The sequence below is a fragment of the Streptomyces sp. F001 genome (genome assembly GCF_004187715.1).
Taxonomy (GTDB): domain Bacteria; phylum Actinomycetota; class Actinomycetes; order Streptomycetales; family Streptomycetaceae; genus Streptomyces; species Streptomyces flavusporus.
Window position 1 is genome coordinate 23539 of record NZ_QZWF01000010.1, and the last position, 16249, is coordinate 39787.

At 71.4% G+C, this 16249-nt stretch carries 14 protein-coding genes; 10 read left to right on the top strand and 4 right to left on the bottom strand.

Annotated elements, in window-relative coordinates; genetic code table 11:
* Nucleotides 1–82: 82 nt before the first annotated feature.
* Nucleotides 83–1294, bottom strand: coding sequence for a pyridoxal phosphate-dependent aminotransferase (locus StrepF001_RS29165; RefSeq protein WP_129801190.1), 1212 nt, complete (start codon nt 1292–1294; stop codon nt 83–85).
* Nucleotides 1295–1420: 126 nt separating this feature from the next.
* Here StrepF001_RS29165 and StrepF001_RS29170 point away from each other — a divergent pair, with 126 nt between their 5' ends.
* Together StrepF001_RS29170 and StrepF001_RS29175 are read left to right on the top strand one after the other, a co-directional pair.
* Nucleotides 1421–2128, top strand: coding sequence for a hypothetical protein (locus StrepF001_RS29170; protein WP_129801191.1), 708 nt, complete (start codon nt 1421–1423; stop codon nt 2126–2128).
* A gap of 180 nt (nt 2129–2308) precedes the next feature.
* Complete coding sequence (locus tag StrepF001_RS29175) at nt 2309–3235, top strand: serine protease (protein ID WP_129801192.1); 927 nt, start codon at nt 2309–2311, stop codon at nt 3233–3235.
* Nucleotides 3236–3254: 19 nt separating this feature from the next.
* Here the strand turns inward: StrepF001_RS29175 and StrepF001_RS29180 are convergent, their stop codons facing one another.
* Nucleotides 3255–4865: a D-aminoacylase gene (locus StrepF001_RS29180; RefSeq protein ID WP_129801193.1), complete on the bottom strand. Its 1611-nt coding sequence runs from the start codon at nt 4863–4865 to the stop codon at nt 3255–3257.
* Between the two features lie 10 nt (nt 4866–4875).
* Nucleotides 4876–6141, bottom strand: a complete 1266-nt coding sequence (locus StrepF001_RS29185; RefSeq protein ID WP_129801194.1) for an amino acid deaminase — start codon at nt 6139–6141, stop codon at nt 4876–4878.
* A 135-nt stretch (nt 6142–6276) separates the two neighbouring features.
* On the opposite strand from StrepF001_RS29185, the gene StrepF001_RS29190 reads away from it, so the two are divergent.
* The 5 genes from StrepF001_RS29190 (at nt 6277) to StrepF001_RS29210 (ending at nt 10650) form a co-directional block, all read left to right on the top strand.
* A complete protein-coding gene (locus tag StrepF001_RS29190; protein ID WP_129801195.1) occupies nt 6277–7347 on the top strand; it encodes a sugar kinase in 1071 nt (356 codons plus the stop codon).
* Complete coding sequence (locus tag StrepF001_RS29195; RefSeq protein WP_129801196.1) at nt 7344–8105, top strand: IclR family transcriptional regulator; 762 nt, start codon at nt 7344–7346, stop codon at nt 8103–8105. Before StrepF001_RS29190 ends, StrepF001_RS29195 begins: the two co-directional genes overlap by 4 nt.
* A complete protein-coding gene (locus tag StrepF001_RS29200; RefSeq protein ID WP_129801197.1) occupies nt 8102–8512 on the top strand; it encodes a RidA family protein in 411 nt (136 codons plus the stop codon). Before StrepF001_RS29195 ends, StrepF001_RS29200 begins: the two co-directional genes overlap by 4 nt.
* A 107-nt stretch (nt 8513–8619) precedes the next feature.
* Nucleotides 8620–10107 carry a gluconate:H+ symporter gene (locus tag StrepF001_RS29205; RefSeq protein WP_129801198.1) on the top strand — a complete coding sequence of 496 codons (1488 nt, stop codon included), beginning with the start codon at nt 8620–8622 and terminating at the stop codon, nt 10105–10107.
* A 54-nt stretch (nt 10108–10161) separates the two neighbouring features.
* Nucleotides 10162–10650, top strand: a complete 489-nt coding sequence (locus StrepF001_RS29210; protein ID WP_129801199.1) for a hypothetical protein — start codon at nt 10162–10164, stop codon at nt 10648–10650.
* Nucleotides 10651–10656: 6 nt separating this feature from the next.
* Here the strand turns inward: StrepF001_RS29210 and StrepF001_RS29215 are convergent, their stop codons facing one another.
* Entirely contained in the window at nt 10657–12012 is a 1356-nt protein-coding gene (locus StrepF001_RS29215) for a M14 family metallopeptidase (RefSeq protein WP_129801200.1), read from the bottom strand.
* Nucleotides 12013–12366: 354 nt separating this feature from the next.
* Between StrepF001_RS29215 and StrepF001_RS29220 the strand changes: the two genes are divergently transcribed.
* The 3 genes from StrepF001_RS29220 to StrepF001_RS29230 all read left to right on the top strand — a co-directional run bounded on the left by StrepF001_RS29220 (nt 12367) and on the right by StrepF001_RS29230 (nt 16200).
* Nucleotides 12367–14685, top strand: a complete 2319-nt coding sequence (locus StrepF001_RS29220; RefSeq protein ID WP_129801201.1) for a LuxR C-terminal-related transcriptional regulator — start codon at nt 12367–12369, stop codon at nt 14683–14685.
* A gap of 30 nt (nt 14686–14715) precedes the next feature.
* The gene (locus StrepF001_RS29225; RefSeq protein WP_129801202.1) at nt 14716–15615 is read left to right on the top strand and encodes an MEDS domain-containing protein; all 900 of its coding nucleotides are present in this window, start codon (nt 14716–14718) and stop codon (nt 15613–15615) included.
* 156 nt (nt 15616–15771) lie between these two features.
* Nucleotides 15772–16200 (top strand): ATP-binding protein, encoded by a 429-nt coding sequence (locus StrepF001_RS29230; protein ID WP_129801361.1) that lies wholly within the window; start codon nt 15772–15774, stop codon nt 16198–16200.
* Nucleotides 16201–16249 lie beyond the last annotated feature (49 nt).

Sequence of the window (16249 nt, forward strand, 5' to 3'; positions counted from 1 at the left end):
GACAGAAGCCATCCTAGCTTAGATTTCGTCTAAAGTTGAGCCCATCCATAAAAGTGAGCAGGCTGTCCACGCAGCGTGAGCGTCAGTGCTGGCTGTAGCCGTCCAGGAACGTGCCGATCCTGCCGACCGCGTCCCGTAGATCAACGACCGTCGGGAGCGTCACGACCCGGAAGTGGTCCGGTTCCGGCCAGTTGAAGCCCGTGCCGTGGACGACCATGATCTTCTCCCGGCGCAGCAGGTCCAGGACCATCCGGCGGTCGTCCTTGATCTTGAAGACCTTGGGGTCGAGACGCGGGAAGAGATACAGCGCCCCCTTGGGGCGGACGCAGGTGACGCCGGGGATCTGCGTCAGCATCTCGTAGGCCACGTCCATCTGCTCGCGCAGGCGCCCGCCCGGCAGTACGAGGTCGTTGACCGACTGGCGTCCGCTCAGCGCGGCGACGACCCCGTGCTGTCCCGGCATGTTCGCGCACAGGCGCATGTTCGCCAGGATCGTCAGGCCCTCGATGTAGGAGTCGGCGTGGGCGCGCGGGCCGGAGATCGACATCCAGCCCACCCGGTAGCCGGCCACCCGGTACGCCTTCGACATGCCGTTGAAGGTGAGGGTGAGCAGGTCGGGGGCGACTGCCGCGGTGGGGGTGTGCGTGGCGCCGTCGTAGAGGATCTTGTCGTAGATCTCGTCCGAGCAGACCAGCAGGTTGTGCCGGCGGGCGATGTCCGTCAGGCCCTTGAGCATCGCCTCGTCGTAGACCGCGCCGGTCGGGTTGTTCGGGTTGATGATGACGAGCGCCTTGGTGCGGTCGGTGACCTTGCGCTCGACGTCCGCGAGGTCCGGCATCCAGTCGGACTGCTCGTCGCAGCGGTAGTGCACGGCCGTACCGCCGGACAGGGAGACGGCGGCCGTCCACAGCGGGTAGTCCGGGGCCGGTACGAGGACCTCGTCCCCGTCGTCCAGCAGGCCCTGCATCGCCATGGTGATCAGTTCGGAGACGCCGTTGCCGATGAAGACGTGCTCGACGTCCGTCTCGATACCGAGGGTCTGGTTGTGCATGACGACCGCCCGGCGTGCGGCCAGCAGGCCCTTGGCGTCGCCGTAGCCGTGGGCCGTGGAGACATTGCGGAGGATGTCCTCCAGGATCTCCGGCGGGCACTCGAAGCCGAAGGCTGCCGGGTTGCCGGTGTTCAGCTTGAGGATGCGGTGTCCGGCCGCCTCGAGCCGCATCGCCTCCTCGAGTACCGGGCCCCGGATCTCGTAACAGACGTTGGCGAGCTTCGTCGACTGGATCACCTGCATGACAGGGAGCTTACGGTGGGGTAACGCCGCACGGCTCGTGCTTTCCGCCACATGAGACACGGCGGTTTGGGTGGTTATCGCCGAACGCTGTCCCACCGGCCCCTCCCGTCCCTAGAATGCACGGCCATGTCCACGCCACCTCACTACGGCAACGGGGCGAACGGCCCTTACGAGCCCGCGGGTCCGCCGAACGTGTACCACCCGCAGGCCGCCCCGTCGCCGGAGTACGACGAGTACGCCGATCCGGCGGCCGCCCACGGTTGGCAGAACGCGTACGACGAGACGCGCGAGCTGCCTCCGGTCGCCGACAGTGAGAGCGGGAAGGACGGTGCGATCGGCGAGGGTCGAGGGGACGGCCGGGTCGGCGCGGACGCGCACCGGTCCGGCTCCGGTCGGCGTTCCAGGCGCAAGCCCGGTCCCTGGCGCTCGCGGCGCGTGGCGGTGGCCGCGGGAGCCGTGGGTGCCGTCTCGGCGGCCGCGCTGATCGCCGGGTTCTCCTTCTCGGGATCGCCGTCCGGCACCCAGGGCAAGGGCGACCGCACGGGGTCCACGACGGGGGAGTCCGAGGAGTCCGCGGCGCCCACGGAACCGGGCCGGGCCTCGGCGTCGGACGCGGCGCGGGCCGACAGCCTGCCGGGCGCCGGGAAGTCGTCCACCGCCCCGTCCCCCTCGGCGAGCGGCTCCGACCCGGCAGGGACGACGAAGGACCCCTCGACCGGGTCCCCCACCGCCGACGTGACCACGAGCTCCGCTCCCGTCACGGCCACCGCACCCCCTGGGCGGTCGAAGGACAACCCCGGCCACGGGCAGGGCGGCACCAAGGGGCCCAAGTAGCCGCCGTGCGGTGATCTCATGCGGTGATCGTGGAGATCCGGCGACGTCCGGCGTGAAACGGCCCCCGGCCAGGAACATCTCCTTGTCCCCTCGCATGCGCGGCATCACAATGCGCATGACAAACCTGCGGGCGGCCGGAAGATTTCCGGTCGCCCTCGTCGCAAGAGGGGACCCCCACACATGAGAAAACCTCTCGTCGTCGCGCTCTCGGCCCTGGCGATGGCCGGGGCCGGCGCGGCCCCCGCGGTCGCGGCCGAGCCCACCCCCACGGGCTCGAGCACGGCCGCGGACACGGACACGATCACGTCCGTGGTCCACGACGTGGTCACGTCCGCCACGGCCAGCGTGTCGCGGCTCACCGCACCGTCGGCCCAGGCCGCCGACTTCGCCGGCACCGTCTCGCTCAGCAACTGCTCCGGCTCCGTCGTCCGCATGCCGGACTCCGAGGACAACGACCCGGCGCTCGTGATGACCAACGGCCACTGCCTGGAGTCCGGCTTCCCCGGCCCCGGCGAGGTCGTCGTCGACCAGGCCTCCAGCCGCAGCTTCGGCCTGCTGAACTCCTCCGGTGCGCGGGTCGCGACCCTGCGCGCCAACAAGATCGCCTACTCGACGATGACCGACACGGACGTGGCGGTCTACCAGCTCACCACCACCTACGCGCAGATCAGCAGCTCGTACGGCATCAGCCCCCTGACGCTGAGCGACACGCGCCCGGCAGCGGACACCGCCATCAGCGTCGTCTCCGGCTACTGGAAGCGGATCTACAACTGCTCCATAGACGGCTTCGCGTACGGCCTGAAGGAGGCCGACTGGACCTGGAAGGACTCCGTCCGTTACACCTCCGCCTGCAACACCATCGGCGGTACGTCGGGTTCGCCCGTCGTCGACCGGAGCACCGGCCGCGTCGTCGCCGTCAACAACACCGGCAACACGGACGGTGAGCGCTGCACGATGAACAACCCCTGCGAGGTCGACGCGAACGGCAACGTCACCGTCCGCCAGGGCATCAACTACGCCCAGCAGACCTACCAGCTCGCCGCCTGCTTCGGCATCGACAACAAGCTCGACCTCTCGGCGAGCGGCTGCACCCTGCCCAAGCCGTAGGAACGTGACGGGCGGGCGGTCACACCGGAGTGCGGCGGACCGCCCGCCCCGCCAGTACGTCCGTGCGCCGGCCGTCCTCGATGACGAACCGGCCGTCGACCAGCACGTGCGGGATGCCTGTCGGCAGGGTGCGGGGCTGCTCGAAGGTGGAGCCCGCCGCGACGGTCGCCGGGTCGAAAAGGACCAGGTCGGCCCGGTACCCCTCGCGGACCAGCCCGCGGTCCGGCAGCCGCAGCCGCGCCGCCGGGCGCGAGGTGAGGTGGGCCACGCACTCCTCCAGTGACAGCACCCCCAGCTCCCGTACGTACCGGCCGAGGTAGTGCGGGAACGTGCCGTACGCGCGCGGGTGCGGCTTCGCGCCCTGGAGGATGCCGTCGGAGCCGCCGGTGTGCACCGGGTGCCGCATGATCGCCTGCACGTTCTCCTCGTGGCCGACGTGCTGGAGGATCGTCGGGCCCAGCCGGTCCTCGACCAGCAGACGGCGGGCGGTGACCCAGGGGGCCTCGCCGCGCAGCGCAGCGGAGTCCTCGACCGTACGGCCGACGTAGGCGCCGAGAGCGGGGTCGGTCACGCCCGAGATCTCGATCGTGTCCCACTCGACGGGCACGCCGTGGCAGCCGTCCGCGCCGGTCACCTCCAGGTCGTACCGGATCCGCTGGGCGGTCTCCTCGTCCGCCAGCCGCCGCAGGATCTCCTGAGGGCCGCCCTCGCTCGCCCAGCTCGGCAGCAGCGCCGCCAGGGTGGTGGAGCCGGGGGTGTACGGGTAGGTGTCCAGACTGATGTCCGCCCCGGCGGCGAGCGCGTCGTCCAGCAGGGACAGCAGCTCCGGCGCGCGGCCCTTGTTCACGCCGAAGTTCATGGTGGCGTGGGCGAGGTGGAGCGGGCAGCCCGCCTCCCGGGTCAGCGCCACCATCTCCTCGTACGCCTCCAGCGCGCCCGCGCCGTACGAGCGGTGATGCGGGCAGTAGTAACCGCCGTAGGCCGCCACCACCCGGCACAGCTCGGTCAGTTCGGCGTCCTTGGCGTACATGCCGGGCGTGTAGGTGAGGCCGGACGACATGCCGACCGCACCCTGCTCCAGGCCCTCGGTGACCAACTGCCGCATCCGGTCGAGCTCCTGCGGTGTCGCATCCCTGTCCTCCCAGCCGACAGCGAGCGCGCGGACCGTCCCCTGCGGGATCAGATACGCCGCGTTCACGGCGATGCCGCGGTCCAGGCGGTCCAGGTACTCGCCGACCGACCGCCAGTCGAAGTCGATGTCGTCGCCGTGCCCGTTCCAGCCGGTGATGGCGCGGCGGACCTCGGCGAGGGTGCGGTCGTCGACCGGGGCGTACGAGAGCCCGTCCTGGCCGATGACCTCCAGGGTCACGCCCTGCGCGGCCTTCGCACTGTGGTCGGGATCGCGGAGAAGGGCCAGGTCGCTGTGTGCGTGCATGTCGATGAAGCCGGGGGAGAGGACCAGGCCCTCGGCGTCCAACTCCCTCGTGGCGCCGGGGCGTTGGCAGCCCGCCGCCGCTGCCTCCTGGACGATCGACACGATCCGGCCGTCGTTCACCACCACATCGGCGCGGTACGCGGGGGCGCCGCTGCCGTCCACGACGTCCGCGTCACGGATGACGAGGTCTTCCATACCGGGCCTCCTAGAAGAACGTACGGATGTACTCGACGACCGTGCCGTCCGCCTCGGCCACCGGGATCAGCTGCCACTTGTCGAACGACGTGCACGGGTGGGACAGGCCCATGCCGAGCCAGTCCCCGACCTCCAGATCCGCCTCCGGCGCGGTGCGCAGCCAGGCGTGCTGGTCGGACAGGGCGGTGACCTCGATGCCGGTCGCCGGACGCTCGGCACCGTCGCGGCGCACCACCTGGGCGAAGGGCAGGTCCAGGTCGTAGGCCGCGTCCCGCTTGCCCGCGTTGACGAAGGCCTGCCCGGGGGAGGGGCGGGAGACGACCTGCGCCCACAGGCGGAACGCGGGCTCCAGGGCGCCCTCCTCCGGGACGCGGGTGAAGGGGGTCAGCTTGCGGTAATGGCCGTCGTCGTGCGAGACGTACGCGCCCGAGCGCAGCAACTTCAGTACGGGGGCGGTCAGTTCGGGGACCTCGGCGAACACGTCGGCCACCGCGTCGAACCAGGCGCTGCCGCCGGCACTGATGACGATCTCGTCCAGGCCCTGGAACCGTCCGGCCTTGTCGAAGTCCGCGGCCAGCGCCACCAGCCTGCGCAGCCAGGCGTGCACCCGCTCCGGGGTCGCCTGCGGCACCTCGCCCTCGTAGCCGGCGACGCCGACCAGACGCAGGGCGGGTACGGCCGCCACCGCCTCCGCGATCGCCGCGCACTCCGCCTCCGTACGGGCCCCGGTGCGGGCGCCGTCGCCGGCGGCCAGCTCGACCACGACGTCCACGGGACGGGGGCTCCCGTGCAGGGCCGCGGCCATCTGCTCCACACCGCGCACGGAGTCGACGTAACAGATGAAACGGAAGTCCGGGTCGGCGGCCAGTTCCGCGGCGATCCAGCGCAGGGCCGCGGCGTCCACCAGTTCGTTCGCGAGGAAGATCCGCCGGACGCCGAACGCCCGTGCCACCCGCACCTGGTGCGGCACGGCGAGCGTGATGCCCCACGCGCCGCGTTCGACCTGGCGGTGGAAGAGCTGCGGGGCCATGGAGGTCTTGCCGTGCGGGGCGAAGGCGAGGCCGTGCCGGCTCGCGTACCGCGCCATGAGCGCGAGGTTGTGCTCCAGGTGCTCGGCGGACAGGGCCAGGACGGGCGTGGTGAAGCCGTCGGTGAACAGGTTGCGGCGCTGGGCGGCCAGCTCGCCGACCGTCAGCCCGTCGGCGTCCGGCGGGAGGCCCTTGAAGCGGTGGTCGACGCGTTCCTCGGTGAGACGGGCGAGCGCTTCTCCGGCCATGGGGCCTCCCTCATCAGGTGTGTTGCATGCACTGCAACGTTCATTGCGTATATCGCTTACCGCTGTCTAACATCTCGGCCAACGCGGGGTCAACGGAGCCGCCGCCCCGCGAGACGACGAGGAGTCCCGACCATCGTGACCGCCACCGGCCCCACCACCGCCCCCGACGTCGTGGACGTCGTCGCGCTCGGCGAGTCCATGGTCACCTTCCTGCCCACCCGCCCGGGCCGCCTCGCCGACGTCCCCTCCTTCGACCGCGCCATCGGCGGCGCCGAATCCAACGTGACCTGCATGCTGGCCGCCGCCGGACACTCGGCGCGCTGGGTCAGCCGGGTCGGCGCCGACGGCTTCGGCGACCACCTGGTCGAGACGATCGGCGCGTACGGCGTCGACGTCTCGGCCGTACGGCGGGATCCGGCGCGGCCGACGGGGGTTTACTTCCGCACCGCCGGGGACAGGTCGACTGACGCGCACGAGGTGGCGTACTACCGGGCGGGGTCGGCCGCGTCCGCGATGAGGGTCGACAACACGGACCTCACGGCGGTGCGGGCGGGGCGGGTGCTGCACCTCTCCGGCATCACGCCGGCGCTGTCCGCGGACTGCCTCGACCTCATGTGGGAACTGACCGAACCCCGGCCGGACCGGCCGCTCGTCACCTTCGACGTCAACTTCCGGCCGGGGCTGTGGCGCGACACCGACGGTCCGCACGTCCTGCTGGACCTGGCCCGCCGGGCCGACGTCGTCTTCGTCGGGGCCGACGAGGCACGGGACGCCTGGGGCCTGCACGGCGCACGCGCCATCGCGGACGCGCTGCCCGAACCGGAACTCCTGGTCGTCAAACAGGGCCCCGGCGGAGCCGTCGCCTTCGACAAGGGCACCGACGGGCTGGAGGACGCCGACGGCACCGCCACGCATGTCCGCGCCCCCCGTGTCGACGTCGTCGCCGCCGTCGGTGCAGGCGACGCCTTCGCCGCCGGGTTCCTGTCGGCCACCCTGCGGGAGCTCCCCGTCCGCGACCGCCTTCGCAACGGCCACCTGATGGCCGCCGCCGCCCTCACCGTCCCCGGCGACCTCGCCACGCCCCCCACCCGCGACCACGCCGACCGCCTCGCCGCCCTGGACGACACGGCGTGGGGGAGACTGCGACTCGGCCCCGGTTGGACAGCCGCCAGGAACCGGGCCGACGAGGAGGTACGCACACCATGAGCCAGACCGTCGACCGCGCGCTCAGCATCCTGCCGCTGCTCGCCGAAGGCCCCGCCGACCTGGGCCAGGTCGCCGACCGCCTCGGCGTGCACAAGTCCACCGCCCTGCGCCTCCTGCGCACGCTCCACGAGCACGGCTTCGTCTACCGCCAGTCCGACCAGCGCTACCGCCTCGGCGCCCGCCTCTTCGCACTCGCCCAGGAGGCGATGGAGAACCTCGACATCCGCGAGATCGCCCACTCTCACCTCGTACGGCTGAACGAGCAGTGCGGACACACCGTGCACCTCGCGGTGTACGAGGAGGACGAGGTCCTCTACATCGACAAGGTGGAGAGCCGCTACCCGGTGCGCATGTACTCCCGGATCGGCAAACCGGTCGCCATCACGGTCGCCGCCGTCGCCAAGCTCCTCCTCGCCGACCTGCCCGAGCACGAGCGCCGGGCCGTCGCGGAGAAGCTCGACTACCCCCTGTACACGGCCCGTTCGACCCCCAACGCCGGGGCCTTCCTCAAGGAACTCACGAAGGTGCGCGAACAGGGCTGGGCCACCGACCTCGGTGGCCACGAGGAGTCCATCAACTGCGTCGCGGCGCCCATCCGCGGCGCCGACGGCCGGGTCGTAGCCGCGATGTCGGTGTCCGCCCCCAACGTCGTCGTCACCGCCGACGAACTCCTCACCCTGCTCCCGCTGGTCCGCCGTGCCGCGGACGCGATCAGCGGCGAGTACTCCGGAAGGACCCCGACCAAGGACGTCGTATGACCGAGAAGACCGCCCTCACCCCCAAGACCCACACCACCCCGCCCGCGAAGTTCTCCCACGGCGTGAAGAAGGGCAACATCCTTCAGGTCGCCGGCCAGGTCGGCTTCCTGCCCGCCGAGGAGGGCAGGCCCCCGACGCCGGCCGGCCCCACCCTGCGCGAGCAGACCCTGCAGACCCTCGCCAACGTCAAGGCGATCCTCGAGGAGGGCGGCGCCTCCTGGGACGACGTGATGATGATCCGCGTCTACCTCACGGACGTCGCCCACTTCGCCGAGATGAACGAGATCTACAACGCCTACTTCGAGGCCCAGGGCCTGACCCAGCCGCCCGCCGCGCGCACGACGGTCTACGTCGGTCTGCCCGCCGGGCTCCTCGTCGAGATCGACGCGCTCGCCGTGCTCGGCTGACGCCCCCTCACTCCCGCACGTTCGTCAACGGCACGGCGCCCACCGGGGCGCCGTGCCGCGATCCACCCTGCCCGAAAGCAGTATGTGCTTACGCAGAGGACCCACAAATGTCCCCACTGTCCCTCCCGCTCGCCGCATCCGCCCCCGCTCAGACCCCACCCCACACCGGCGGACTGCTCCTCCTCATCGACGGCACGGCAGGACTCCTGACCGTCGCCGCGATAGGCATCGCCCTCCTCCTCTTCCTGATCATCCGGACCCGGCTCCAGCCCTTCGTCGCCCTCCTCGCCGTCTCCATAACCGTCGGCCTGCTGGCCGGCCTGTCCGTCACCGAGCTCTTCGGCACGGTCCAGCGCTCGGACGCCGTCTCCACCATCGAGTCCGGCATGGGCGGCATCCTCGGCCATGTCGCGATCATCATCGGTCTCGGCACCATGCTCGGCGCGATCCTCGAAGTCAGCGGGGGCGCCGAGGTGTTGGCGTCCCGCCTCCTCAACCTCTTCGGCGAGAAGCGCGCCCCGATCGCGATGGGCCTCACGGGCCTGATCTTCGGTGTCCCGGTCTTCTTCGACGTCGGCATCTTCGTCCTCGCGCCGATCGTCTACGCCGCCGCCAAGCGCTCGGGCAAGTCGATCCTGCTCTACTGCCTGCCCCTGCTGGCCGGCCTGTCCATGACCCACGCCTTCCTGCCCCCGCACCCGGGCCCGGTGGCCGCCGCCGGTCTCCTCCAGGTGGACCTCGGCTGGGTCATTCTCATGGGCATCGTCTGCGGCATCCCCGCAGTGCTGGCCGCCTGGGCGTTCTCGGCGTGGATCGGCCGCCGCATCTTCGTCGCCGTACCGCAGGACATGGTCGAGGCGGCGGGCGAGGCCAAGCAGGCCGTCCTCGCCGAGCAGCGCGCGGCGGGCGTGGAGCCCCGCGAGGAGCCGGTCGCCCTCGGCACGGTCCTCGCCATCATCGGTACGCCGCTGATCCTCATCCTGGCCGCCACGTTCTCGTCGATCGCCCTCGACCCCTCCACCCTGCGCTCGGTGATCGAGTTCTTCGGGCACCCGTTCGTGGCCCTCACCATCGCGCTGCTGCTGGCGTACTACGTCCTCGGCATCCGCCGCGGCTGGTCCCGCAAGTCCCTGGAGACGGTGTCGACCTCGTCCCTGAAGCCGGTCGGCAACATCCTGCTGGTGGTCGGCGCGGGCGGTGTCTTCGGCGCCGTCCTCAAGGCGAGCGGCGTCGCCCAGGCCCTGTCCGACACGTTCAACGACGTCGGTCTCCCGGTGATCGTCCTGTCCTACCTGATCTCCGTGGTGCTGCGGGTCGCCCAGGGCTCGGCGACGGTGGCCATCGTGACGACGGCCGGCATCGTCGCCCCTCTGCTCGCCGAGGGCGACCACTCGCAGGCCTTCGTCGCGCTGGTCATCATGGCCATCTCCGCCGGCTCGATCTTCGCCTCGCACGTCAACGACGGCGGCTTCTGGATCGTGGCCAAGTACTTCGGCATCAGCGAGCGGGACACCCTCAAGAGCTGGACCGTGCTGGAGTCGGTGCTGTCCGTCGCCGGATTCGTGGTGGCCGCCGCATTGAGCATCTTCGTATAACAAAGTAGGGGCTGACTGTCTCGGACACAGGATCGTCGACCATACTGCTCCGCTGTGGAGCAGCGCATAGGTACGAGCAGTCAGCCCCTGGACGCCGGCGTCAACCCGGCCCACATCCCCGGGCTCACGGCGCCGGAGAAGGCCGCCGAGCCCGAGGACGCGGTCGAGCCCGAGGAGGCGGCCCCCGTCGAGGACGCGGCCCCCGAGGAGGCCCGGGCGGAAGAAGCCGAGGAGGCCGAGGAGACGGAGGCGGCCGACGGCCCCGTTTTCGAGGCCGCCGACCGCCGCGCACGCATCGTCGCCGACGCCAAGGGCGTACGCCTGAGCCTCGACGACGAGAAGTGCGAGTTCCGCTGGGACGAGATCGGCGCGATCGAGACGGAGTCCCCGCGTTTCGGCAAGCGGTTCACCGTGACCGTGCACACGCCGGACCGCCGTTGGTACCCCATCGAGATCGAGGCCAGTTCGAAGTCCCAGCACAAGGAGTGGGACTCACAACTGGACGACGTCCTCGACGCCTACTTCGAAGAGGACGCCGACTAACGCCGACTAACTGCAGTACTGGGCTTCCTTGCCGATGGACCGGTACATACAGTCCGCGTTCTCCAGAAGCTGCAGCACCGCATCCCGGTTCCGCGAGGTCTCCCGCTCGATCACCTCATCGGGCGGGTAGAACCCGCCCCCGGACGCGGACGACGGATACATCTCGAAGGTGTACCCGAAGATCTTCTGCGAGCCCCACAGATAGTCGTCGATCGACCCGTCGGTGATGTACAGGTCGCTGGACTGCTCAGCCGTGTAGCCGTTGCTGGCACCCATCTTCTGCCCCACCGCGGCGAAGGCGTTCCGGTCGTCGGCCGTCATCCCGGTGGTCGTGTCGGAGTACGTGTACCCGAACGGCCACAACACCAGCTCGCTGTACGTGTGGAAGTCGATGCCGGCCTTGATCTGCTGCGTCCCGCCGACGACCCGGCTGCGCACGAAGTTCGCGACCACCTTGACCTCGGGCGCGGATTCGGGCGCCGACCCTCGGTAGGTGTCCGAGGACGGCGAGCCGGACGACCCGCCGCAGCAGCCCCACCGGTAGTTCCAGTTCCGGTTCAGGTCCGTACCGACGTACGACGAACCGGAGTTGGGCTGCCGGTTCTTGCGCCACGACCGGTAGGAGCCGGTGGCGATGTCGTACTCGCCACCGTCCGGGTTGAGGTCCGGGATGATCCAGATCTCCCGGTTGTTCACCATGCTGGTGACGCGTGAGTCCGTGCCGTAGTCGGAGGTCAGCTCCCGCAGCAGATACAGCGCCATCTCGACGGTGAGGTGTTCACGGGCGTGCTGGTGGTGGGTGAACAGCACCTCCGGTTCGGACTCGTCGCTCGCCACGTTGTCGCTGATCTTGATGGCGACGATGTTCCGGCCCTGGTACGACGTACCGATCACGCGCTGGCTCGCGATGCCCGGGTTCGCCGAGACGACCGAGTTGATCTCGCTCGTCATCTCCGCGTAGTTGTGGTAGCGGGAGTCGCCGGAGGGGAAGTCGTAGAGCCGGACGTCGTCCTCGCCGGCCGACCGGTCGGGGACCGCGCCGAGTGCGGTGATCTCGTAGCCCTGTGAGCGCAGCTTCCTGACCTGGTCCGCGCGGCCGGAGATCACGACGCCGTGACTGTGGACCTCGTCCACGGTCACGCCCGACCGCTGAAGTGCCGTACGGTCCTTGGCGGTCGAGTGCATATGAATCTCGTACTGGCGGATGTCGTCCGCCGAGGCCGACGCCCTGTCCGCCCCGTCTGCGGTGGCGTCGGTGGCCGTCGCCGAGATCGGGGCCGCGAGGGCGAGGGCCAGCAGGGCGGCGAGCGCGGCGGTGCGTCTGCCGCTGCGGACGCCTGAGCCGCGGATGCGAAGTCGCATGAAGTCTCCTTGTTTCTCCAGTGATTCCGGGGTCTCCGGAAGTGGGGGAGTGGAGCCGTGGGGGTGGTTCTTCCGTGCGACGTACGACGTTCTGGTGCGGGTGTGGCGCTCATCGTGGGTGCCTGGCATGGCCAGGTCAAGAGTCGGCCGGGAACCGGTGGCCGAAAGCGAACGAAAAACGGCTGCCCGACAGGGGATTGAGCGTCCGCGCAGTGTACGCACGATGTCCTCACCCGGCGCCGTCCCCGGCAAAGTGCACCCGTCGGTGTGAGCGGAACGTGCATATATGTAGGCGCCGGGAGAGAGTTGCAGTCCGCGCAAGGGCGAACCCCCCACCCAGAGGACTGGCTGATCATGGGCGGATCAGCGCCGCACCGGGACGGTCACCTGCCGGTCGAGACGACCAGCTTCGTCGACCGGCGGACCGAACTCACCGAAGGCCGCGAACTGCTGGCCCGTGCCCGCCTGGTCACGCTGACCGGCCCGGGCGGCGTCGGCAAGACCCGGCTGGCCGGACGCCTGGCGTCCCGGGTCGCCCGCGCCTTCCCGGACGGCGTGCGGTTCGTGCACCTGTCGGGGCTGCACGACCCGGCACTCGTACCGCTCGCCACCGCTGCCGCCCTCGGCCTGCACGACTACTCCGCACAACCGCCGCTGGACACGCTGGTGGAGCACTTACGGGACCGGCGACTGCTCCTCTTCGTCGACAACTGCGAACATCTGCTGGGCGCCTGCACGGAACTGGCCGCCGCCCTGCTGCGCGGCACCACCGGCGTCCGAGTCCTCGCCACCAGCCGGCACCGCCTCGGCCTCACCGAGGAACACCTCCTGGAGGTACGGCCCCTGCCGGTTCCCGACCCCGACGGCGACCTCTCCGCCGCCGACGCCAACCCGGCCGTGGCCCTCTTCGCCGACCGCGCCGCCGCCGTCGTCCCCGGCTTCCGGCTCACGCCCGCCAACCGGCCCGCGGTCGTCCGCCTGTGCCGGCGCCTCGACGGCCTCCCCCTCGCCATCGAGCTCGCCGCCGTCCGGATGCGCGTCCTCGGCGTCGAACAGCTCCTCGACCGCCTCGACGACCGCTACCGCCTGCTGTCCGCAGGCAGCCCTGCCGCCCGGCCCCGCCACCAGACGCTGCGCGCGGCCGTCGACTGGAGCCACGACCTGTGCACCGAGCGGGAGCAGTCGGTGTGGGCGCGGCTGTCCGTACTCGCCGGCAGCTTCGACCTGGAGACGGCGGAGGCGGTGTGCGCGGACGAGGAAGGGCTGCACGCCTACGACGTCCTGGAAGCCGTCGCCGGACTCGTCGACAAGTCCGTACTGTGCCGTGAAGCAGGCCCCGACGGCGTGCGCTACCGCCTCCTCGACACCCTCCGGCACTACGGGTGGGAGAAACTCCGGCACAGACCCGAGGACGAGATCGCCGTGCATCGCCGCCAGCGGGACTGGATGCAGCAGCGGGCCGCCGCCTGCGAACGCGCCTGGTTCGGGCCCGGCCAGCGGGAGATCGTGGCCCGGCTGCGCGCCGACCAGGACAACCTGCGCGCCGCCCTCGACTTCAGCCTCACCACCCCCGGCGAAGCCCTCGCCGCCCTGCGCCTGGCCGGCACCCTCTGGTTCTACTGGCACGCCTGCGGCGCCCCCCGCGAGGGCCGCTACTGGCTCGACCGCGCCCTCGACGCCAACCCGGAACCGACCTCCGAACGCGCCCGCGGTCTGTGGGTCTCCGGACTGCTCGCGCTCTGCCCCGAGGACCTCACCCGAGGCCACCACCGCGCCGAAGAGGCCCGCACCCTGGCCCGACGGCTCGGCGACCCGGCGGAGGCGGCGCACGCCGAGTACGTCCTCGGCGTGATCACCCTCTTCAGCGACGATCTGCCCGCCGCCCTCGGCCACTTCCGGGCCGCCGTCGCCCGCGGCCGCGTCCCCGGCCAGCACCTCAGCCTCGTCGGCCTCGACCGCGTCGAACTCGCCTGCGCCCTCGGCTTCCTGGGCGAGGCCGACCAGGCCATCGAGGTCTGCGAGGAGACCCGCCGGCTGTGCGAACGGCACGGCGAGGAATGGGTGCTGTCGTACGTCCACCGCATGCTGGCCCTCGCCCACAGCGTGCGGCAGGACCACCGGCAGGCCGAACGGCACGCCCGCGAGGCCCTGCGCCTCAAACTCGCCGTGCACGACGTCGTCGGCATCGGCCTCACCCTCGACCTGCTGGCCCACACCGCGAGCCGGACCGGCGCCCACGACCGCGCGGCCGTCCTGCTCGGCGGCGCCGACCGCATCTGGGCCGACGTCGACCGCAACCGCTGGGGCTCCGCCGCTCTCAACTCCGGCCGCCGCGACACCGAGACCCGGGTGCGCGAGGCCCTCGGAACTGCCGCCTACGAGCGCTCCTACGAGCACGGCGCCGGACTCGGCCTCACGGGCGTCGTCGGCCACGCCCTCGACGAACACCGCCCCGAACAGCCCACCGGCGAACGCCCCCAGCCCGACGTCCGCCTCACCCGCCGGGAGACCGAGGTCGCCGAACTCGTCGCCGAGGGCCTCGCCAACCAGCAGATCGCCGACCGTCTGGTGATCGCCCGCCGCACCGCCGAGGGCCACGTCGAACGCATCCTCAGCAAGCTCGGCTTCAGCAACCGCAGCCAGATCGCCGCCTGGGTCACCGCCCGGCGCTGACACCCCGCCCCTACCACCGACAGGAAACCCATGCCTGCCCGACCCGCACTTGCCCAAGGCACCTTCGACCACCGCATGGCCGTCTTCGACACCGACGAGGAGTTCCTGGCCGCCGCCCTGCCCTTCCTCGCCGAAGGCCTCGCCGCCCCGGACGAACCCCCGCCCGTGGCCATCGCCGCCCCGCCAAACTCGGCCTGCTGCGCGACGCCCTCGGCGACGACGCCCGGCGCATCGCTTCGTCCCGCACACCGAGTGGTACACCGGCTCCGCCGCCAACGCGATCGCCCAGGGCGCCGGCTACCTCGCCGCGCACGCCGCCCCCACGGCCGTATCCACCTCCTCATGGAACCCGACTGGAGCGGCCGGGCCGGCCGCTCCGCCCGCGAGACCAGCGAGTGGATCCGCTACGAAGCCTTCGCCAACCTCCTCTTCGCCCCGCTCGCGACAACCGCCCTGTGCGCCTACGACACCCGCACCGCGGGCTCCGCCGTCGTCGCCGCCGCCCGCCGCACCCACCCCGGCACCGGCGTCTACGAGGACCCGCTGCGCATCGCCGCCGAACTGGACGCCGTACCGCTGCCGCCGCCCCCGCCGGACGCCACCCGCTGCCCGCCCCGGAACCGCAGTCCGTCCACACCTGGGCCACCGCCCGCGGACTGCCCGCCGCCGACGCCGACCTGTTCGCCGCCGCGGTCACCGAGGCCGCCCCCCGCTCGACCCGTCACCCGCGTCCTGCTGTGGGGCGACGCCCCCGCCTGCGTCTGCGAACTGCGCTCCCCGCGCCGCGTCGACGACCCCCTCGCCGGTTTCGTCCCCCGCCGGACGCGCAGCCCGCCCCGGCCAGGGGCTGTGGTTCGCCGGCAGGTGTGCGCATACGTCGACGTACGCGACGAGGGTGCGGGCGCGGCCGTACGTCTGCAGTACGCGTAACCCGATCCGTATGCGCATCCCTGCACAGGTATGGAATCGGGTAGTCCTCCCCGTGTGCCGTACACCCGGTATGGACACCCTGGAGACATGCTGCAACTCTCCGGGGGAGGCCGCCCGGACCCCGACCCCCGGTACGGCGCCTATCCCCAACCACCCATGCGCGCGGGCCACTTGAGCGTCGAGTACGACCCGCGACCCTCCGCCGTCCGTGAGGCCCGCACGGAGGTCCGGCGGCAGCTGGAGGCATGGGGACTGGCGGAGCGGGACGGTACCGGCGACGACGACCTGGTGGCCACGGCCGAACTGCTGGTCAGCGAGCTGGCCACCAACGCCCTGCTGCACGCCGCGACCCCCTTCCGGCTCACCCTGACCGCCGCGCACGGCGTCCTGCGCTGCGAGGTGGCCGACCGCGGCCGGCGCCCGCCGCGGGTGGTCGACGCGGGCACCTCGGAGAGCGGCCGAGGAATGTTCCTGGTGGACGCGCTCGCCCGGCGCTGGGGCCACCACCAGGACGGGCCGGGTACGACCGTCTGGTTCGAGCTCGGCACGTGCGCGTGCGACGGCTGCGGTCGGCGGCAGCCGTAGCACGCGCGTCGCACACATCGGTCGCACATCGGGTGAAGATCCCGCCCGC